The sequence below is a fragment of the Nocardia sp. NPDC003999 genome (assembly GCF_053604885.1).
The window spans coordinates 123,064-142,942 of record NZ_JBSGIB010000007.1 but is presented as its reverse complement, the minus strand read 5'-3'; the positions used below and the strand labels follow the sequence as shown (position 1 = coordinate 142,942).

The window sequence follows — 19,879 nt, the reverse complement described above, 5'->3', positions numbered from 1 at the left end:
CGATCGGCTCTAAGCGCTGGGCGCTTTCTCGTGTGCCGGATGCGTCGATGTGGAGGCCGCGGATGTCCGACGAACTCCTGACCGCGCTGGCGTTGTCGGCCGGTGCCGGCAATCGAAAGGCGTTGGAGCAGTTCATCCAATCGACGCAGCGCGATGTGTGGCGTTTCGTCGCGCACCTGACCGATGTCCAATCCGCTGACGACCTGACACAGGAGACGTTCTTGCGGGCCATGGGCAGTCTGCCGCGGTTCGCCGGGAATTCGACCGCACGAACCTGGCTGCTGTCGATCGCTCGCCGCGTGGTGGTGGACCGGTTCCGCAGTGTCGCCGCTCGTCCGAAGACGACTCAGGTGCCGGAATGGTCGCAGATTCTCGAGCAGCGGCCTGATCGGCGTACGCCGGATTTCGCCGAGGAGGTGGCGTTGAACGACCTGCTGTGCAGTCTGCCGCAAGAGCGGCGCGAGGCGTTCGTGTTGACCCAGGTCTTGGGTATGTCCTATGCCGAGGCGGCGCAGACGGTGGGTTGTCCGGTCGGCACGATTCGCTCTCGGGTGGCCCGTGCCCGCGAAACCCTCGTCTCGGTGGTGCGGGGGATCGACGGGTCCGCCGCCGACGGTGATCATGTCGCGGAACCGATAGGCGTGGTGGTGCGACTACTTCCGGGCACACCGGTCGGCGTGCGGGTGACGGCCGGTAAGGAGGTGGGGTGATGGCGGGGCTGAACCTGCGCTTGCGGGGGGTGTCGTGCCGGCACGGACGTGTCGACGTGGTCAGTGATGTCGACCTCGACATTTCTGCCGGTCAACGGGTCGCATTGACCGGTACCAATGGCTCGGGCAAGACGACGCTGCTGCGCGCGGTGATCGGCCTGCACGCGGCTGTGCGGGGCGAGATCTCCGTGGGAGGCCGTGGTGGTCGCACATCGGCGGACTATGCGTGGCGGCGGCGGGTGTGCGGGTGGATTCCCCAGCGGCCCGCGGCGGGCCGATTTCCGCTGCTGGCCGGTGAGCTCTTGGCCAGCAGTGGAGACGTCCGTCAGGCGCAGGCGATGGCGACACGGCTGGGTGTGGGCGAGCTGCTCGGCCGACCACTCGACACGCTCTCGGGTGGGCAACTGCAGCGTATGCACCTGGCCCGCGCGGCGGGGTGCGTGGCAGCTGGTGCGAGCGTCGTTCTGGCCGACGAACCCACGGCCGCGTTGGATTTCGCTGGTCAGGAGGAAGCCGCCGATGTCCTGACGGAGCTGCCTGTCACCCTCGTCGTGGTCACCCATGACCGCGCCATGGCGCGGCGTTGCGACCGAGTGCTGGAGATGGCCGCAGGCCGACTGCGGGAGTTGTCGTGAACGGGCCTGCGCAGCTGTTCGATCTGCTCGGAATGGGGTCGGTGCAGCGTGCCGGGGTGGCGCTATTGGTGGGCTCGATCGGGCTGCCGGTGGTCGGTGTGGCCATCGTGGGGCTGGAGATCATCCCGGTCCGGTTCGCGATGATGCACGTCGCGCTGCTGGGCGCCGCGGTCGGCATGCTGACCGGATGGGATCCGGCGTTGTGTGGTCTGCTCGCGTGTGCGGTGGCCGGGGCGGGGATCACTCCGCTGGCGCGCACGCCGGAAACCCTCTCCGGCGCAATGGGTTTGCTGATGAGTTCGGCCGTCGCGGCAGCGCTGCTGGTGCTTGCGGTGGCCGGAGTGAACGCTTCGGCGGCGTTTTCGCTGCTGTGGGGTTCGATTCTCGCGGTCCGGGTCCAGGACGTCGTCGTGTTGGCGGTGCTCGCGGTAGTGGTGCCTGCGCTGTTCTGGTGGCGAAGACGTGATTTGGCGCTGCTGTTGCACGATCGCGAGCTGGCGTTGGTTTCCGGTGTGGCGGTGGGGCGGCTCACGCTGATTCTGCTGGTGCTGATCGCGGTTGCGGTGGCCGGAGCGATCCGGCTGACCGGTGCGCTGCTCGTGGATGCGCTCACCTTGCTGCCGGCTTTGGCCGCGCGGCGGTTGGGCCGCTCGCTGATTTCGATCATCGTCTGGGCTGTCGGTATCGGCGTTGCGGTGAATTCCGTGGGATTCGTGCTGGCGCTGGCCTTCGATCTTCCTCCTGGGCCGGTGCTGGTCCTCACCGCGGGGGCAGTCGCCTTCGCGGCCCATCTGATTCCTGAACGGAGAACATTCTCATGGCACGCTTTCGACCATTGACCGCCGGTATGAGCCTGACGACTGTGGTCGCGGCAACCGTGCTGCTGAGCGGGTGTTCCAGCTCCGAAAGCGAACAGCACGACCACCATGGACACACCCACCCGGTCGTCGTGGCGACCACCACCTGGGAGGCTGCGTTCGCCGAAGCCGCAGGCGCGGCGGACGTGAAAGTCATTGTTCCGCCGTCGGTTCACCATGCTCCGGACTACGATCCCAAACCGTCGGATCTGACCGCGGTGGCGGAAGCGGATTTCGTGCTCTACGCGCCGTTCGAGCCGTTCGCGGCCAAGATCAAGGAAGCCGCGGGATCGAAGGCCGAAGTGATCGAAGTCGATCTGGACAACTCCGCGGCCAAGGTGAAAGCCCAAGTGCAGGCGCTGGGCGAGCGCTTCGGCACCACCGCGGCGGCGCAGGCGTGGACCGCGACGTTCAGCACCGAGTACGACAAGCTCGGCGGGGACGTCCGCTCGGCTTGGCCGGGTGGAAGGCAGCCGACGGTCATCGCCCAGGTGTTCTCGACGTGGGCGGCCGAGCTGGCAGGTGCGCAGATTGTGGGCACCTATGGTCCTGAACCCGTGACGCCCGGTCAGTTGGCGGAGTTGAGTGCGAAGAAGCCGCAGTTCGTGCTCGACAACGCGCACATGTCCACCGGCGCCGTGCTGCCGGACTCGGGCGTCGAACAGGTATCGATCGTGAACTATCCCGAGCAGGGCCAGGATCTTCTGTCCGTCTATCGGGGTGCGGCAACCGCGTTGAAGAAGGCGCTCTCCGGGTCCTGACCAGGCGGATCGTGAGGCGGGGCAGCCGTGGAATGGCTGCCCCGCAGTGTTTTCAGTGCCTGACGGCGGTGAACCGTGTTTGCAGAGCCGCGCGGTCGGGTTTGCCCGCAGGGGTCAACGGCAGGGCATCGAGCAGCAGGAGCGATTCGGGGTGTTTGCCTCGCTCCATGCCGTTGGCCGCCAGATGAGCACACAGCCCTTCCAAGTCGAGCATGCTGCCCGGCCGTGGCACGACGCAGGCCGCGAGTCGCTCACCGAGCACGTCGTGGGGGACGCCGATGCACGCCACGTCGCGGACATCGGGATGCGTGGCCAGCATGCGTTCGACCTCGGCGGGGCTGATGTTCGCGCCACCGCGAATGACGATCTCCTTGAGCCGCCCGACCACGTGCAGTCGGCCTGCGGGGTCGAGGACGCCGAGGTCACCGGTGCGTACCCAGCCGTCGCTCGTGCGATAACGTGAGTCCAATTGCGGGTCCCCGACGTAGCACAGCGGCGTCATCGGGCCCCGGGCGACTATTTCTCCGGTTTCACCCGGCGCCGCGGTCCGGCCGGTGTCGACCCGGTCGATGCGGATCTGCGCCACCCGCGGGTCGGGTCGCCCGACCAGCACTCCCGAAGTCCCGTCGTCGGAATTGATTTCGCCGGAATCGATTTCGTCGATGTCCGTGTGACAGTTGACGCCGTCGGCCGACCCGTAGAGGTTCACCACCGTGCATCCGAATGCTTGTTGTGCCTCCCGGGCGGTGGTGGCGTCGAGTTGGGAACCACCGAGCACCAGTGCCGTCAGTGCGGAGGTGTCGGTCTCGGCTGCGCCGTTTTCGAGCATCATCCGGATCATGGTGGGGACGCCGAGCACGTGCGTGGGGCGATGCCGTTGGATCGACGCCAACGCTTCCCTTGGCGAGAAATGATCCAGCAGAATCAGCGCGCCGCCGTGGCGGGCCAGCGTCACAGCCGTGCCGTTGCTGCCGAACGCCGTGGCGAGCGGTACGAGAAACAGGCTGCGGGGCGGTCGGTCGTCGGTCAACAGCGATGCCATGAAGTTGCCGCGGCCGCCTGCCAGCGCGTTGTGAGAGTAGGCGACCATCTTCGGTTCCGACTCCGACCCGGAGGACACCAGGATGCGAGCGGCCGCGTCCGGATCGGGGCGATCCGGGACGAAATCGTCATAGTCGCCAGGGAACAGCTCGGCGAAAGGCACACAGCTTTTCGGCGCGAAGTCGATACCGACGGAGACTACGAAACGCAATGTCGGCAATTGGCCGAGCAACTGCGCGAGATCTGTTGCGTGGTGGTGTCCACGGAACTGGGCGGCGGCCAGGACACCGACGGCTTCCGATCTCCGCAGCAGCGACTCGGCCTCGCGCATGCCGCGGCCGGCGGGGAACGGCAGGGCTACCGCGCCCAGTGCGGCCAAAGCGAGGTCTGCGATGACAGCGGCGCGGCAATTCGGCAGCTGGATGCCGACGACATCGCCGGCTTGTACGCCTCGGGCGGCCAGACCGGCGGCCAGTTGCCGCGCCAGGGCGTCCAATTCCGCGTAGCTGACCTCGCCTTCGTTGTCGACCAGTGCGGTTCGGTGCGGGTGCTGGCAGCGGCGTGCCCGGAATAGCGAATACAGGTCGAGGTCGGGGTAGCTGCCGTCGGCCGCCCAGGTTCTGCGTAGCTTGCGGGGGACCAGATCGTGTAGTGCGACGCTCATCGGAACCTCCAAGGCGACGACACGGCGACGGCGCCGTGTTCGTCGCGTGTCATGGCGCCTGCGAAGCGAGAATCGGTGGGCAGGGTGGTGAGATCGGTGGTCACCGAGGTGGTGATGATGCCTCGGCCGCGAAGCATCGCGCAGGCGTCGTCGGTGGACAGCGCACGCACCTGTGCCGCGGTGTCGGCTGCCGCGACGGCGTGCTCGTCAGCGGGTGCGATGAGCCCGTCAGCGGTCGGCAACGGGCGACGGAATCCGGCGGGGTGACGGAGGGGAAGACCGTCATGCGCCCGGCGCAGAGCCGGCGCGGTCAGTAGTTGCGCGGCGGCCAACAGGGAGGATTCCACGCGCACGCCGCGGCCGGTGCGTTCGCGGGTCAGCAATCCGGCCAGAATCGCTTCGGCGCCCAGCATGCCGCCGAGCACGTCCAGCAGGGTCATCAGTGACGGTGTCGGTGGTTCGTCGGCTGGGCGGGCCGCCTCTCCGACGGCGGTGCGGGCTTGCACCATGAAGTCGGTGCCCATGGGGGCGTCGGGGAGCCGTCCTGCCCAGCCGCTGGTGTAGGCGTAGATCAGGCTCGGGTTGGCGGCCGACAGCGTGTCGGCGGCGAGCCCGAGATGCTCGGCTTTGCCGGGCGCCCAGTTGTGTAGAAAGACGTCGGCGTCGGCTGCCAGTTCGAGCAACCGCTGTCGGTCGGAGGGGGACTTGATGTCGATTTCGATCGTGTCCTTGCCCCGGTTGAGGGCCAGCCAGCGTGCGGAGATGTCCGAGCAGGTGGGTGGCATGCCACGCAGCGGGTCACCGCCTGGCGGTTCGATTCGCACGACGGTCGCGCCGAGCAGCCCCAGCAGGTGCGCGGCGAGTGGGGCCTGGACTCGACGTCCTGCCTCGAGCACGGTGAACCCCGCCAGAGGGCGCTCGTCGCTACATCGGCCGCGTGCCGGTATCGCCGCGGGGATCCCCGGGTAGGTGGCCAGTTCCCAGGGCAGCGTCGATTCTCCGCCGTCGTGCAGTTCTGCCGAGCGTTCGGCGAGGGTGTGTAATCGGCAGACGTCGGCGCCGGATTCGGCCGCGGCTGCCTGTACCTGTGCCCACGTGCTGGCCAGCGTGGCGTGATGCAGCTCATCGGGGATCGGAGCGCAGGCGGTGGCATAGCGGAACTGGAAGGGCCGCCAGCCTTTTCGTGCGGCTTGCATCGGTGCTCGCATGGCCTGCCAGAATTCGGCCCACACCGCGACGTCCAGTGCTTCGAGTTCGAATCGAACGCCGTCGGCAGTGGTGAACGGTGGCCCACCAGGCGCCAGTGGGCTGGCTTCATCGTCCTCGGCGCACGCTGCGGCGAGGTACTGCGAGACGGTCAGCAGCGCCACGCGATCGAGCGAGACATCCGCCGAGGTGACCAAGGTGCCCCTCGCGCGGCCGATGAGCGCGGCCAACAGGCCTTGGACGGCGAGCACACCGGAAGCGGTCGAGACGTAGTCCACGGCCAGTCCGCGGGGTGAGCCGTCGCGACGTCCGTGCACGAGCATCAGTCCTGCGGCGGCCTGCGCGGTCGCCTCATCGCACACCTCGCTGTCCGGCCTGCCCCAGAACAGGCGGGTTTCGACTCTCGCGCCGTCGAGGTCGGTGAGAGTCAGCGCGTCATGGTCGGCCGTGGAAGGTTCGGCGCCCAGCAACCGCAGGTGCTGCGCCGCGATCGAGACCGGACCCGGCGGTCCACCGGTCTCGAGCTGCACCCCCTCCAATGGTTTCGCCGTCAGTTGGTTGTCGGAGGTCCGCGTAGCGCCGAGTGTCATGGCTCTCCTTCTCGAACAGAGTGACCGCCGCGGGAACTCGGTGGCGATCGCCGCCGACCACTCCCGCGGACAACAGCAGTCGCAGCGCGGGGACGTCGAGTTCCCGGCAGACGAGGAGAAGCCATGGACCCGTATGCATCCGACACCCGTATGTCCGCCGCCGCGATCGACGGCACGTCGCTGCGTGAGCGTGTGGAAGCCTTTGTGGCGAAACGAGTGATGCCACAAGAGATCCTGCTGGACACAGGTGGCCCGGATGCTGCGGCAGCCCGTTCGCAGTTGGCCGACGCCGCGCGGGCGGAAGGGCTGTGGGGGTTGCCGCTGCCGAGGGAACTTGGTGGTCGGGGACTTTCGTTCGCCGAGTACGTGTGCTTGGCCGAGGCCGAAGGCGCCAGTGACCACGGGCCTGCGGTGCTCGGCTCGGCCTCGCTGTTGGATGTGCGGATGTTGCAGCGTCATGCCGGTGACCGCGTTCGGGAGACCTACCTGGGGCGACTGGTTTCCGGGGAACTGCATGCGGCGTACGCGATGACCGAACCCGACACACCAGGCACCGATCCGACGTTGACGGCCACCCGAGCGACGGAGGCTCCGGACGGTTCGTGGGTGCTGTCCGGTCGCAAATGGTTCGTCAGCGGCGCCCAGGACGCCGATGTGATCACGGTGCTGGCTCGCACCGACGGGCGGGCGTCGGACCGGGATGGGCTGTCGTTGCTGCTGGTGCCGACGGACGCTCCGGGCTTCCGGCTCGTGCGTGAGCTGCCGGTCCTCGGCGTTGGTGGGCAGTGGGAGATCGCCCTGGACGAGGTGCGGCTGCCGAAAGACCATCTAATCGGCGAGCGGGGACGTGCGTTGCCGATCGCGCGGCAGCGGTTGCAGCTCGGCCGGACGTTGCGCTGCCTGCGCTGGCTCGGCCAGGCGCAGCGGGCCTATGACCTGATGTGCGAGCGAGCTCGCACGCGCGGTCAGTCATCGGGAACGCTGGCCGAACGCCAGCTGGTGCAGCAGCATGTTTTCGAGTCGCTGTTGGCCATCCGGAGCACCCGGCCGCTCGTGCACAAGGCGGCCGCGCTCCTCGACGCAGGTCATGACGCTCGCGTGGAATCCGGTTTGGCGAAGGTGGCCGCGGCGCGGACGCTGCAACAAGTGGCTGATTCCGCGATCCAGGTGTACGGGGCTGCCGGGCTGGGACCGGATACCGCGCTGCCGGGACTGCTGCGAATGGGGCGGATGGCGCGCTTGCTGGATGGTCCGGACGAACTGCATATCACCTCCGTGGCCAGGTCGGTGTTGCGCTGAGGCCGCGTCAGGTGTCGAAAGGAGCGATCAACCCGGTCTGTATGGCCAGAGCCGCGGCGAAGAAGAAATTGCCCCAGATCAGCTCGTGGTTGGTGGCAAGCCCGCGGCCGAAGTCGTAGCATCCGCCACCCAGCCTGCCCCCGGGTTGCGGCGCGCCGGGACCGCTCATGAAGTCCGTGGCAAGCCGTCGCGTGATCTCGGTGGCTCGCAGCCGCATCGCTGCGGACCGTGCTGTACGCGTTTGTGCTGCAGCAAGTTTCAGCAGCGCTACCGCCTCGATCGCGGCGGCCGAGGTGTCTGGTGGCGCGTCAGGATGGTTTTCGGCGGTTGGTACCAGGAGTTGATCGGCATCGAGGAGTGCACAGGCATCGAAGAGGAATTCCGGGGACAGGTACCGGCATGCGTCGGCCAGTGCGAGCAGGAGCCAGGCCCTGCCTCGGCTCCATCCTCGCTGCGGTTGCGGCGAGGGAAGCCATGTGCCATCCGACCAGGCCCATGCCGGGGTGCCGATCGGTGTTGTCCGCCAGAGGTGCAGGTGTGTTGAGAGATGTTCGCGGGCGATATCCGCGCCGCGGGGGTCTTTGTCTGTGGCCAGAAGTGGTACTAGGCCGGGAATTCCGTCCACGCGAGCGAGGAGGCGTGGGCCACCGAACGCTGAACCCCATGGCAGTACACGGAGATTGTGATCGAAGTCCGAACGGCACTGGCGTGCGGCACTCTCGCGGAGCGCTGAGGCGCGGGAGTCTTCCCCGCGCCTGGTTGCCAGGGCTGTTCCGTACCAGAGAATCAACCCGCGGGTGGAAGTGTCCGATGTCACCCAGTCGGCCAGGCGTTGTGTCGTCTCTGCGGCGGCGTTGCGATGCTCGTGCCGACCGCTAGCTGATGCGCGCAGCCACAGCAGGCCTGCCCAGAAGCCGCCGGTCCAGGATCCGCGGGAGGTGGTTGTCCATTCGCCGGAAATGCTGTCGGCGTAGAGCGGAAACCGGGTGCCCACAGCGGCTTGTGTGCTCGATACGCGGTTCATGAGGGCATCGAATGCCTCGCACGCCCAATCCGTCACCATGTTGCGCCCCCGCACCATTCCGTCGTATGCAGCTGTTGAACTGTACGTAATGAAAACTGCTGTCGCGGCGCACGTTTCGTGCATTCACAGCGGCGCTTGTCATGCATATTCCTCACGCCCGCTCCTCGACGCGGGCCTCACGATCGCGCACTGCCCACAACGCCGCGACTGCCGCCGCGACAGCGAATTCCACCGCGACCATCAGCCAGCTGTTGCTGTATCCGATCGAGGGCACCACGGTGCCGAAAAACGGCGGGCCAATCGCGAATCCGGCGAAGAACCCCGCCGACACCAATGCCGAGTTGCGTCCGGCTCGTCCAGGGGCCGAGCGCTGGATCACCAACACCATGGACACCGCGTTGCCCGCCATGCCGAAGAAGCCGACGGCAATCACCGCGATCCACACCACCCCGGTCATCAGGGCGGAGGCGGCCAGCAGCAGCGCCGCGATGCCGGATCCGAACGCCAATCCGGCGGGCAGGACGACTGCCGCGCGCGGGTTCCCCGCCACACGTGCCCAGCCGATGCGACCTGCGATGCCCGCTACGCCGAGCACGGCCACCAGGGTCCCCGCTGCCGCAGCGCCGAGGCCGAGCCGTCGTTCGCCGAACAGCGCCAAGTAAGTGTTGATCGATGCCATGGCGGCTCCCAAAAACAGGGAGTACACGGCCAGCCAGTACACGATGCCGTCGTTCCCGCGTGGTTGCGGCTTGTCACCGATGCCCGAGCTGGACGTGCCGTGATGCTGTCGCGACGGGTCGGCGGGCAGGGTACGCCACACCCACAGCGCTACTAGCAGCGCGATACCCGCCGCCGTCCACACCGCAGTACGCCAGCCCGCCGAAGCGGCCAGCGCGGTGAGCGGCAATCCAGCGGCGATGGCGCCGAGTTGGACACCGGATTGTTTGGCGCCGGTCACCCCTGCGCGATAGGTCGGCGGGATTGCAGCCAGGATCGCTTTGTTCGTTGCGGGGTTGGCCAGTGCCTGCGGCACGCCGCCCAGGGCCACCGCGGCGAGGAGGACGCCGTAGGCCGGTGCGGCGGCGATGGCGCCGAGGGCCGCACTGACGGTCAGCAGCAGCGCGATCAGGCATCGTCGTGGACCGAGCAGATCCACCGCGCTACCGGCCAGCGGCGACAGCAGCGCGGCTGTTCCGAAGCCCATGGTCGTCGTCAATCCCAATGCGGTGGTGGACATCCCGAGATCCGGAACGAGGCGCGGGCCCAGCGCGCCGAGGACGAACAATTGCAGCATGGAGAAGGCCATGGCTGCTGTCAGTACGCCGGTCACCGAGGCTGTCGTCAGCCGGTCCCGTCCAACCGCGGGGTGTGTCTGCACTGCCGTCCTCCCAGCCATGCCACGCCGCCCATCAGCGGCCCTGAGGTCAGATAGTCGCGCGGCGTGCGGGTTCGGTTCCGCCAGCAGGCGAGTAGCGGAGCCCGGCCCTACCGATCGGAAGCGTCGGCGACGCGGTGGCGTCCGGTCCACCGATGTCGGGAACTTTCCGTCGGTGCGATCCGACCACTATGCGCGAGCTGTTTCCTCTGGAGGGCAGTACTTTCTGGTCGGAGGTCGGGTGGATCCAACGGTGGACGTGAATCGCGGAGATGTCCGTTGCATTGGGATCGTCGCGGTGGTGGTGTCGCTGACGCTCGTCACCGGCGCCGTGCTGGCGATGGGTGAGGTTCCTTACCGCGCGGCCGGCACGACGTATCCCGGGCTTGCGTCCGCGTTGGGCTACGCGCTGTTGCGGACGGTGGCCGCGCTCGCGGGCGCGGTGGCGCTCGGTTCTCTGGTCTACGCGGTGTGCTGTACGCGGGTCTCCGCACAGGGGCGGATCCTGGTCGACGGCTATGCGGGCTTGCGGCTGGCCGAGCGTGCCGGCCTGGTCTGGTTCGTCTCGGCGCTGGTATTGATACCGGTCACAGCAGCGGATGTCGGTGGGTTGAGCCTGTCGGGCCTGGTGCGCGCGGGCGCGCTCGGAGCGTTACTCGATGCGAGCGAGAAACCCAAGGCATGGGTTGTCGTCGCCGCGCTGGCCGCTGTGGTGAGTCTCGGTGCACGGCTGACGTTGTCCTGGAGCGGGGTCGTCTTGCTGACGTTGGTGGCGGCTGTGGGCGTGCTGCCGCCCGCGTTGGTCGGCAACGCGGGTGAAGGGCCGAACCACGATTACGGCACGGGCGCGATGATCCTCTTCCAGGTCGCGGTGTCGGTGGGGCCGGGGTTGTTCTGGTGTGTGGCCGAGCAGCTGCGGCGCGGTGGTTCGGACACGGCGGTCGCAGTTCGGCGCGCCGTGGTCATCGGGATGCTGTGCACGGTGACCGCGGCGGCCGGCGGGCTGGTGCTCGTACTCGTGCTGTTACCGTGGTCGTGTGTGCTCACGACCGGATACGGACGGTTGGCACTGTTCGCGGGATTGGGGCTCATGGCGGCGGGGTGGACGCTGTGGCGCTCTTACCGCACCCGGGTGCCGGATGATGGGAATGTATTCGTAAACGCCTGTAGCGCAGCGCTTTCCGCAGTGGTGCTGAGTGTACTGGTGGCGATGGCGGTGCAACCGGCGCCCGCGTTCGCCGACCGGTCGTTCACCGCGCAGGAGGTGTTCCTCGGTTTCGAACTGACGGATCGGCCCGCCTTGTGGCGGCTGCTGGCGTCGTGGCGTTTCGATTTCGTGCTCGGGACGGCGGCGTCGGTCGCGGTTGTGGCGTATGTCCTCGGCGTGTGGCGTCTGCGTCGTCGTGGGGACCGCTGGTCGCGATGGCGCACTCTGTCATGGATGGGTGGTTGTCTAGCGCTACTGATCGCCACGTCCTCGGGCATCGGCACCTACGGTCTCGCGATGTTCAGCATGCACATGATCACGCATATGGCTTTGAACATGTTCGTCCCGGTGCTTCTTGTGCTCGGCGCGCCGGTGACGCTGTTGCTGCGAGCTCTTCCGTCGGCGGCGCGGGGCGCGGTGCACGGGCCGCGCGAGTGGGTGCTGGCGCTGTTGCATGCCAAGCCGACCGCTGTCCTGGCTTACCCCGGCACAGCGATCGCGCTGTTCGTGGTCTCCTTGTACGGGCTGTATTTCACGACGCTGTTCGAGAACCTGACCCGCTACCACTGGGGCCACGTTCTGATGAACGTCCACTTTCTGATCGTCGGGTACCTGTTCTACTGGGGCATCATCGGCATCGATCCGGGTCCGCGCAGACTGCCTCATCTGGGGCGGCTGGGGATGCTGTTCGCGGTGATGCCGTTCCACGCGTTCTTCGGCATCGCGATCATGTCGATGAATTCCGTTGTGGGCCAGCGGTTCTACGGCAATCTCCAGTTGCCGTGGACGATCGATCTGCTGGCGGATCAGCACGCCGGGGGCGGCATTGCCTGGGTGTCCGGTGAGGTCCCGATTCTGCTGGTGGTGGGCGCGTTGCTGACGCAGTGGGCGGCCCAGGATCGGCGCACCGCGGTGCGCACCGACCGCAAGGACGACGAGTACGGCGATTCCGACCTCGCCGCTTACAACGCGATGCTGGAGCAGCTGGCACGCAGCCGTAGGTGATCTTGCCCGAGCCGTTTGACCAAGATGCCCGGTACCCGATCACCCGCCCAGCCGCGCTCGGCGCAGGCGCAGGCTGTTGGAGACGACGAAGAACGACGAAAAAGCCATCGCCGCGCCCGCGATCAGGGGGTTCAGCAAACCCAGCGCGGCCACCGGGATGGCGACGATGTTGTAGCCGAAGGCCCAAAACAAGTTCCCTTTGATGGTGCGCAAAGTCGCGTGCGCCAGCTCGATCGCGTCGGTGGCCGCGGCGAGGTCTTCGCGCACCAGGATGACATCGGCGGCGGCGATCGCGACATCGGTGCCCGCGCCGATCGCCATGCCGAGGTCCGCGGTGGCCAGCGCCGCGCCGTCATTGATGCCGTCGCCGATCATGGCGACTCGATGTCCGCGCTCCTGCATCTGTGCGATCAGCTCGACCTTGCCTTCGGGCAGTAGCTCGGCCACCACCTCGTCGATGCCGATCTCGTCGGCGACGGACTGCGCGGCATACGCGTTGTCGCCGGTGAACATGAACACGCGCAGACCGAGTCGACGCAGTCGGGCGACAGCAGGAGCCGCGCTGTCTTTCACGGTGTCGGCCACCGCGACGAGCGCAACGGCGACCCGGTCCACCCCGACCAGCACAACGGTGCGGCCGACTCGTTCCTGACGGCGGAGCTCCCGCAGTAAGGCCCGGGGCACGTCGATGCGCTGTTGGTGAAAGAGACGGAGCCTTCCCACGTGCACTTGCGCACCTTCGACGATGCCGCGTGCACCCAGTCCCGGTAGTGCCTCGAAGGATTCGATCGTAGGCAGGGTGTCGTGGATTTGTCGTGCATGCCGGGTGATCGCGGCCGCGACCGCATGTTCGGAGGCCGATTCCACGGCCCCGGCCAAACGCAGCACCTCGCCGTCGGTGCGCGTGCCCTCGACGGTTACGGCGACGACGCTCATCACCCCGTGGGTGAGGGTGCCGGTTTTATCGAGCACCACGGTGTCGACGTCGCGAGTCGCTTCCAGCGCTGGATGACCCTTGATGAAGATGCCCAGCTGCGCACCACGGCCGGATGCCACCAGCAGCGCGGTGGGTATGGCCAGGCCCAGCGCGCACGGACAGGCGACGACCAACACCGCCAGCGCTGCCGCGGCCGCACGCTCACCTCCGCTCCCGGTCATCCACCACACGCCGAAGGTCACGCCTGCGAGCAGGAATACGCATGGCACGAAGACCGATGACACACGGTCGGCCACGCGCTGCATGCGCGCCTTACCGGTCTGAGCCTGCTCGACGAGCCGGATCATGCCCGAGAGTTTGGTGTCGGCACCGACCGCGGCGGCCTCGACGATCAGCCGCCCGGTCAGCGCGGTGGTGCCGCCGATCACCGCCATACCCGGCGTGATGTCGACCGGAAGGGATTCGCCGGTCATGGCGGAGGCGTCGATGCTGGATTCGCCCGACACGACCAGTCCATCAGTGGCGATCGTCTCACCTGGCCGTACCACGAATCGCTGCCCCTCCACGAGTTCGCTTATCGGAATGCGCATCTCGCGCTCGTCGCGGGTCAGCACAGTGACCTCGCGGGCGCCGAGTGCGGCCAGTGCCCGCAAGGCGCTGCCCGCCGAGCGCTTCGCCTTCGCCTCGAAGTATCGCCCCGCGAGAACGAACGCGGTGACGCCCGCGGCGACTTCGAGATAGATGGCGTCGCTGGCCCAGATCGCAGCCCACACTCCGTCCGGCGCGGTTCCGGTCCGGGATGGGTGCAGATACATCGTGTCCAGCGACCACAGGGTGGCGGTGAGTACGCCGACCGAGACCAGGGTGTCCATGCTCGCGGCGCCGACTTTCGCGCCCGTGAACGCGCGCCGGTGGAACGGCGCCGCCGACCATAGCACGACGGGCAGGGCCAGCGCGGTGAGGATGAACTGCCAGCCGGGAATTCTGGTGGACGGCAGAGTCGCGAACATCACCGACAGGTCGGCCAGAGGGAAGAACGCCATCAGGGCGACCACGAGGCGGCGCAGGAGGTCCTTGACCTCGGCGTCCTCGGGGGTGGCGCTGATCGCCTCGGTGTGGTCGATGATGGGTGACGCGCCGTATCCCGCGGCGTCGACTTCTGCGCAAAGGTCTTCGGCGGTGACATGGTCGGCGGCATCGATCGTGGCGACTCCGGTCGCGTAGTTCACCGATGCGGTGACGCCGTCGACTTTGTTCAGCCTGCGTTCGACTCTGTTCGCGCATGCGGCGCAGCTCATTCCGGTGACGGCGAGAGAGATCCGGTTGGGCGCGTGGGTTGTCGAGTCGAGCTCGATGGTCATGTGAGTCCCTCTTATTATGCGGCGGGATCTTGGGTCGAGCGGAGATGATCTGCGCGTCTGCCCAGTCGGGCGCCTGTGGGCAGGACGAATTCAGTGGGTGCGCGGTCGCCGACCGGAGGAGAGGTGTCAGGTCGTCGCGTGCGGTGGACGATGGTGACCAGTGCGAGCGCGACGACCAGTACGCCGTGCGACGCGACGCGCGGCAGTGGCACCACGCCGGAATGCAGGTCGGCGACAACGAAGGCGCTGAGTACGGCGACGACTGCGGCGAGCACGGGCAGTATTCCCGCGGCCGCCGATGGACGTATCGCACAGGCGAGCAGTCCGACCCCGATGGCCAGGTTCCACGCGGTGCTCTCGTTGAGCAGGTGGCGAGTCATTTCGGCACCGTGGTGGCTCATTCCGAAGTCGAGGCCTGCGATTTGGGCCAGTGCGAGGGCGACCTGCACGACACCGAGCGCGCCGAGCAGCAGTCTCGTCAGCTCGACCCGCGAACTCGGCACGATTGCGCGCAATGTCGAGGAGACCGATCGCCTCGGCCGTTGCAGTTCGGCTGCGGCATAGATCACGTCGGTGAGGTCGGGTGCGCGCGACCGGCTCCCGCGCACGAGCTTCGAAACCTCCACGGCCGTGAGGTACCAGGAACAGCACTCTCGGCACTGCTCCAGGTGCTCATCCACCCGCGTCGAGGGGACGGCTTCGGGCTCACCGTCGATCCGAGCCGACAGTGCTGTCCGGCAAACTTCGCACTCCACGTGCAGATTGTCGTCCACTCCGACACTCGAGTTCCCCGAAGGCCGCGATTACCGTTCCGCGGGAAACCGCAGCCTCAGAGTGGACTCGGCTCGGAGGCGTGTGTGGCGCCGATCCAGGGCAAGAGTTGGTAGATCGTTTCGTCGGTGAGGCGGTAGCGCATGAAGCCGGTCTCATGCCCTGGCGCGTCGTCGGATGCGGTGTAATCGTGCTGACCGACCCGCCTGAAAAGCCGGAACACGAACCCTTCTTGTTCACGTGGCGGTAGATGGTGGGCCGGGTGACGCCGACCCCGTGCTTCCAACTCTGGAGGTGGACAGCCTCCATCGAGAACGGACGGCTGATGGGAGTGGACGTGAACATCGAGGAAATGCTGGACCGGCTCGGCTCGGTGATCGGGCCGCCGCCTGTGGGCGGAGTGGTATGAAGCCGCTGCGACCTCTTCACAACTGTCAATGGCTGGGCCGGCGAGCGTCGGGTGCCGGTCCGTGATCACCCTCTACCAGGGCATATCCCGAACTTCGTTGGATTCTCGGTGAGTCCGGAACCCCTTCCAGGGGCATACGAGCAGGTCGAATATGGGATGGCACCAACAGCGAGCCCGGTGGCTGAGCATTTGGTCCCCGAGTGATGGGTCAGAGTGCTTGGGTCGTGTAGAGGGCGGCGGTCGCGATGGCCACGCCGCCGAGGGTGAAGCGCAGTGCGGTTTCCGGTAGCCGGGGTTGCAGGTGTGCGCCGAGGTATCCGCCGGCCAGCCCGCCGATGCCGCAGCCAAGGCCGACGATCCAGTCCGGGGCTATGTCGGTGCCGCCGGTGGCGACGGCGATGCCGGCGTAGGTGGCCGCGCCCGCGATCGAGGTGATCAGTGTGGAGGTCAGCGCCGCCGGTGCGAGTTCGGCCAAGGGGACGCCGCGTCCGGCCAGGATCGGGCTCAGCAGCGATCCGCCGCCGATGCCGTAGATTCCGCCGACGACGCCGACCCACCGCTTGGCCGACGCGCTCGCGGCGGGCGGCGCCCGGTGCGCCGAAGTCACCTTCCGCACCCCGGGCGCGGAGCAGGTACTCGAGACGATGGCGGCTCACGGCGGCCTGAGAGTCGGCGCGGGCACCATATTCACCCCGGATCAGGCGGAACGGGCCGTGGCCGCCGGAGCCCGCTTCGTCGTCTCGCCCGGCTACGACGAGGAGGTCGTAGCACGGTGCCAGGAGCTGAGTGTGCCCGTGGTGCCGGGCATGCCACCGCCACCGAGCTGATGCGCGCCCTGCGGGCAGGCTGCCACACCGTCAAGCTCTTTCCCGCCGAACCACTCGGCGGATTGCGAACGCTGCGGGCACTGGCGGCGCCCTTCCCGCAGGCCCGATTCATTCCGACCGGCGGGATCGAAGAGCGCCACCTGGCTTCCTACCTCGCCGACCCCGCGGTCCTTGCCGTCGGCGGCAGCTGGATGGCGACCGTAACGCACCTGGAGCGGGGCGACTACGAGGAAATTCGCCGGCTGACTGCCGAGGCTGTCGATCGGAGCACGCCGTGACCGACGTCATGGCCCTGGGCGAGGTGATGCTGCGCTTCGACCCGGGCGAGGGCCGCATCCGCACCGCCCGCACCTTCCAGGTCTGGGAGGGCGGCGGTGAGTACAACGTCGTACGAGGCCTGCGCCGCTGCTTCGGACTGCGCACCGCGATCGTCACCGCCCTCGCCGACAACGCCGTCGGCCGACTGGTCGAGGACCTGATACTCCAGGGCGGAGTCGATACCTCGCTGATCCGTTGGATGCCGGGCGACGGCTTCGGCCGCACCGCCCGCAACGGGCTGAACTTCGTCGAACGCGGCTACGGCATCCGTGGCGCGCTCGGCGTCAGCGACCGCGCACACACCGCCATCAGTCAGCTGCGCAAGGGTGATTTCAACTGGGACGCCGTCTTCGCGGCAGGCCCGCGCTGGTTCCACACCGGCGGCATCTTCGCCGGCCTCTCCGAAACCACCGTCGATGTCGCCGAGGAGGCCATGACGGCCGCCCGCCGCCACGGGGTCACCGTGTCCTACGACCCCAACTACCGCGCCAGCATCTGGGCCGACAGAGGCGGCGCGGACAGGGCCCGCGAGGTCGACCTGCGACTGGCCCGGCACGCCGACGTCGTCGTGGGTGCCCTGGGGCTGGCCGGCACCCGCCCGGGTGATGTGCGTGTCGGTGCCGAGGAGATACCGGACGCGCTGGTGGAGGCGGCGGGCCGGGCCCCCAACGCGTCGGTCGTGGCGACGACGCTGCGCGAGGTCCACTCGGCCGATGTCAACGACTGGTCCTCGGCTGCTTGGTCCGCCGAGACCGGCTTCGTTTCGGGCCCCTGGATGCGCGGCCTGCATGTTCTGGACCGCGTCGGTTCCGGCGATGGCTTCGCCGCCGGACTGATCCACGGTCTGCTCACCGGCGCCTCGATCGAACGCGCTCTCGCCTACGGCACGGCCCACGGCGCCCTCGTCATGACGACACCAGGGGACGTCTCCATGGCCACGCTCGCCGAGGTCGAAGCACTCATCGAAAACGGATCAGCCCACGTCACACGCTGACCGCGATGGTTGACCACCGAGACGCGGTGACAAACTCCAAATACGCTGGCAACCACGAAATTTCGAAGCACTACATCGCGACACTGAGGTGGCCCTGCTTCTGGCCGGGGACTGCTTCGCTAAGGGTGTTTGCGGCGATCTCTATCAATAGGTTTGGACGTCGGGCCAGCGGTCGGCGAAGGTGATCGCGAACGCGTTGACCGCGGGCTTCCAGCGCATCGTCCTTCGTGCCCGACCGGCGCCGGTCGGGTCGAGTGATCGGGTGACCGGATACAGGCACTTCAGCGCGGCTTGCTCGGTCGGGAAGTGGCCTCGGGCTTTGATCGCGCGCCGGTAGCGCGGCCAATCCGCGCTCGAGCCCGCGACCGGCGGCTGCGAACGCAAGCGTAAGATCCTGCGCGTCCTGTTCGTGATGGCCGATGGGAGGTCGGTGAGCCAGTGGATCCCGCGCTCCGGCTCAGTCGGGCTGCCCCGGGTCCCTCGACGCTTCGGACGTCTCGGATCTGCAGTCCCCCTGGCCTGCGATGCGCAGGCTCGGTCGACTTCACCACCCGCGAAACCTGGCGCGAGGCTGTCTCGGAACTGACTGCCAGGGACCACGACGTCCACTTGGACCTGTCCGGCCTTACGTTCATCGACACTTACGGAACCTCGATTTTGGTAGAAGCCGCCACCCGATCCTCGGAGGTTCGGCGAATCGTGGTACATCGGCCCCCGGCGATGATGCTTCGGGTACTCGCGGTGTTCTGGCCCTCTCTACAGACGATCGAGGTAGTGCACACATGAGCTTGCCTGGCGTTACCGACCCATTCGTGCACCCCGCGCTGTTCTACCGCGACACGGCGGAGTACCTCGCGGGCACCCTCGGCTTCATCCGCCAAGGACTCGAGAACGGCGAACCGGTCGCGGTGGCGGTCCCCGGTCCCAATCTGTCGCTTCTGCGCACTGCACTGGGCTCCGACGCCGCCTCGGTCCAGCTGATGGACATGACTGTCGAAGGCCGCAACCCGGGCCGCATCATTCCCGGCGTGCTTCGCGCCTTCGCCGACAAGTACCCCGCCGGACGCGTGCGAATCATCGGCGAACCGATCTGGGCCGGACGCTCGTCGCTGGAGTATCCAGCCTGCGTTCAGCACGAGGCTCTGATCAACGCGGCATTCACCGGGCGGGAAGTGAGCATCCTGTGTCCCTATGACACCGAGCGTCTTTCGACCCAGGTCTTGAACGACGCGCACGCTACCCACCCTGTGCTCATCGATCACGCGGGCCGGCGAACGAGCAGCGCCTACAACCCCGACCACATCGTCGACTTCTACAACAGAGAACTGCCCTCCCCGCCCGCGGCCTCCGCAACCGTAGCCTTCGACGCGACGTCGCTGCCCCACATCCGGCGCCTGGCCATCGATTACGCCCGCGACGCCGGCATGCCCGAGCACCGCGAGATCGATCTCGAACTGGTGATCGCGGAGACCACCACCAACTCGGTCGTCCACGGCGGTGGGCACGGCAGGCTCACGATGTGGGCCGAGCAGAACGAGATCCGCTACCAGATCAGCGATCAAGGACACATCACGAATCGCCTCGCGGGCCGCCTGCCCGCACAGTCCTATCGCCCAGGCGGCCGCGGGCTGCTGATGGTCAACCAGCTCACCGACCTCGTCCGAATCCACACCACCCCGCACGGCACCACCATCCAGCTCCACTTCGACTTGGATCGCGATTCGCCTTAGCACCGCGCTCTGCACCCGGCGGCACCGTCCGTGCGCACCAGCACCTTGCGGCGCGCCGACGCCCCAGCCGCTCTGCGAGCCGGAGCGCGCAAGGGCGGTCGGCGGACCGGCCCGTGACGAGTTCACTGCACTTTCGGCCTCGCGAAAGGTCTCGGAGG

General features: G+C 67.7%; 16 protein-coding genes and 4 pseudogenes. 11 read left to right on the top strand and 9 right to left on the bottom strand.

All coding sequences use genetic code 11. The features are described from left to right. Window positions 1–47: 47 nt before the first annotated feature. The 4 genes and pseudogenes from sigC to ACWESM_RS16725 form a co-directional block, all read left to right on the top strand. Window positions 48–581: pseudogene (gene sigC / locus ACWESM_RS16740) on the top strand (RNA polymerase sigma factor SigC); the annotation flags it as partial. Between the two features lie 128 nt (window positions 582–709). After that, window positions 710–1,345 (top strand): ABC transporter ATP-binding protein, encoded by a 636-nt coding sequence (locus ACWESM_RS16735; protein WP_364425496.1) that lies wholly within the window; start codon window positions 710–712, stop codon window positions 1,343–1,345. Continuing rightward, the gene (locus ACWESM_RS16730; RefSeq protein WP_364425498.1) at window positions 1,342–2,184 is read left to right on the top strand and encodes a metal ABC transporter permease; all 843 of its coding nucleotides are present in this window, start codon (window positions 1,342–1,344) and stop codon (window positions 2,182–2,184) included. Before ACWESM_RS16735 ends, ACWESM_RS16730 begins: the two co-directional genes overlap by 4 nt. Before the next feature lie 8 nt (window positions 2,185–2,192). Further along, window positions 2,193–2,963 (top strand): metal ABC transporter solute-binding protein, Zn/Mn family, encoded by a 771-nt coding sequence (locus tag ACWESM_RS16725; protein ID WP_364425500.1) that lies wholly within the window; start codon window positions 2,193–2,195, stop codon window positions 2,961–2,963. A gap of 52 nt (window positions 2,964–3,015) precedes the next feature. On the opposite strand, the gene ACWESM_RS16720 is transcribed toward ACWESM_RS16725, so the two are convergent. Both ACWESM_RS16720 and ACWESM_RS16715 read right to left on the bottom strand, forming a co-directional pair. Continuing rightward, window positions 3,016–4,668, bottom strand: coding sequence for a class I adenylate-forming enzyme family protein (locus ACWESM_RS16720; RefSeq protein ID WP_364425502.1), 1,653 nt, complete (start codon window positions 4,666–4,668; stop codon window positions 3,016–3,018). Then, a complete protein-coding gene (locus ACWESM_RS16715) occupies window positions 4,665–6,464 on the bottom strand; it encodes a CoA transferase (RefSeq protein ID WP_364425504.1) in 1,800 nt (599 codons plus the stop codon). The genes ACWESM_RS16720 and ACWESM_RS16715 overlap by 4 nt, the downstream gene beginning before the upstream one ends. A 123-nt stretch (window positions 6,465–6,587) precedes the next feature. On the opposite strand from ACWESM_RS16715, the gene ACWESM_RS16710 reads away from it, so the two are divergent. Further along, a complete protein-coding gene (locus ACWESM_RS16710) occupies window positions 6,588–7,763 on the top strand; it encodes an acyl-CoA dehydrogenase family protein (RefSeq protein ID WP_364425507.1) in 1,176 nt (391 codons plus the stop codon). A gap of 7 nt (window positions 7,764–7,770) precedes the next feature. Here the strand turns inward: ACWESM_RS16710 and ACWESM_RS16705 are convergent, their stop codons facing one another. Both ACWESM_RS16705 and ACWESM_RS16700 read right to left on the bottom strand, forming a co-directional pair. Further along, complete coding sequence (locus ACWESM_RS16705) at window positions 7,771–8,787, bottom strand: hypothetical protein (RefSeq protein WP_452492458.1); 1,017 nt, start codon at window positions 8,785–8,787, stop codon at window positions 7,771–7,773. A gap of 151 nt (window positions 8,788–8,938) precedes the next feature. Further along, entirely contained in the window at window positions 8,939–10,117 is a 1,179-nt protein-coding gene (locus tag ACWESM_RS16700; RefSeq protein ID WP_452492456.1) for an MFS transporter, read from the bottom strand. 346 nt (window positions 10,118–10,463) lie between these two features. On the opposite strand from ACWESM_RS16700, the gene ACWESM_RS16695 reads away from it, so the two are divergent. Then, window positions 10,464–12,374 carry a cytochrome c oxidase assembly protein gene (locus tag ACWESM_RS16695; RefSeq protein ID WP_452492455.1) on the top strand — a complete coding sequence of 637 codons (1,911 nt, stop codon included), beginning with the start codon at window positions 10,464–10,466 and terminating at the stop codon, window positions 12,372–12,374. A 39-nt stretch (window positions 12,375–12,413) separates the two neighbouring features. Here ACWESM_RS16695 and ACWESM_RS16690 read toward each other — a convergent pair whose 3' ends face one another. The 3 genes and pseudogenes from ACWESM_RS16690 to ACWESM_RS16680 all read right to left on the bottom strand — a co-directional run. Then, window positions 12,414–14,672, bottom strand: coding sequence for a heavy metal translocating P-type ATPase (locus ACWESM_RS16690; protein WP_452492453.1), 2,259 nt, complete (start codon window positions 14,670–14,672; stop codon window positions 12,414–12,416). A gap of 14 nt (window positions 14,673–14,686) precedes the next feature. Next, a complete protein-coding gene (locus ACWESM_RS16685) occupies window positions 14,687–15,298 on the bottom strand; it encodes a hypothetical protein (RefSeq protein WP_355079577.1) in 612 nt (203 codons plus the stop codon). Window positions 15,299–15,367: 69 nt separating this feature from the next. Beyond that, a pseudogene (locus ACWESM_RS16680) lies at window positions 15,368–15,427 on the bottom strand (hypothetical protein); the annotation flags it as partial. A 278-nt stretch (window positions 15,428–15,705) separates the two neighbouring features. Here ACWESM_RS16680 and ACWESM_RS16675 point away from each other — a divergent pair. Beyond that, entirely contained in the window at window positions 15,706–15,852 is a 147-nt protein-coding gene (locus tag ACWESM_RS16675) for a hypothetical protein (protein WP_452492451.1), read from the top strand. Between the two features lie 208 nt (window positions 15,853–16,060). Here the strand turns inward: ACWESM_RS16675 and ACWESM_RS16670 are convergent, their stop codons facing one another. Then, a complete protein-coding gene (locus ACWESM_RS16670) occupies window positions 16,061–16,459 on the bottom strand; it encodes a TSUP family transporter (protein ID WP_452492449.1) in 399 nt (132 codons plus the stop codon). Between ACWESM_RS16670 and ACWESM_RS16665 the strand changes: the two are divergent. Then, window positions 16,413–16,957, top strand: a pseudogene (locus ACWESM_RS16665) (bifunctional 4-hydroxy-2-oxoglutarate aldolase/2-dehydro-3-deoxy-phosphogluconate aldolase). The gene ACWESM_RS16670 and the pseudogene ACWESM_RS16665 overlap by 47 nt on opposite strands. Continuing rightward, window positions 16,954–17,991, top strand: coding sequence for a PfkB family carbohydrate kinase (locus ACWESM_RS16660; RefSeq protein ID WP_452492447.1), 1,038 nt, complete (start codon window positions 16,954–16,956; stop codon window positions 17,989–17,991). The pseudogene ACWESM_RS16665 and the gene ACWESM_RS16660 overlap by 4 nt, the downstream one beginning before the upstream one ends. A 144-nt stretch (window positions 17,992–18,135) precedes the next feature. On the opposite strand, the pseudogene ACWESM_RS16655 reads toward ACWESM_RS16660, so the two are convergent. Then, window positions 18,136–18,330: pseudogene (locus ACWESM_RS16655) on the bottom strand (IS256 family transposase); the annotation flags it as partial. Window positions 18,331–18,429: 99 nt separating this feature from the next. Here ACWESM_RS16655 and ACWESM_RS16650 point away from each other — a divergent pair. Together ACWESM_RS16650 and ACWESM_RS16645 are read left to right on the top strand one after the other, a co-directional pair. Then, window positions 18,430–18,777, top strand: coding sequence for an STAS domain-containing protein (locus tag ACWESM_RS16650; protein WP_356964031.1), 348 nt, complete (start codon window positions 18,430–18,432; stop codon window positions 18,775–18,777). Continuing rightward, complete coding sequence (locus ACWESM_RS16645; protein WP_397278186.1) at window positions 18,774–19,721, top strand: anti-sigma factor RsbA family regulatory protein; 948 nt, start codon at window positions 18,774–18,776, stop codon at window positions 19,719–19,721. Before ACWESM_RS16650 ends, ACWESM_RS16645 begins: the two co-directional genes overlap by 4 nt. Window positions 19,722–19,879 lie beyond the last annotated feature (158 nt).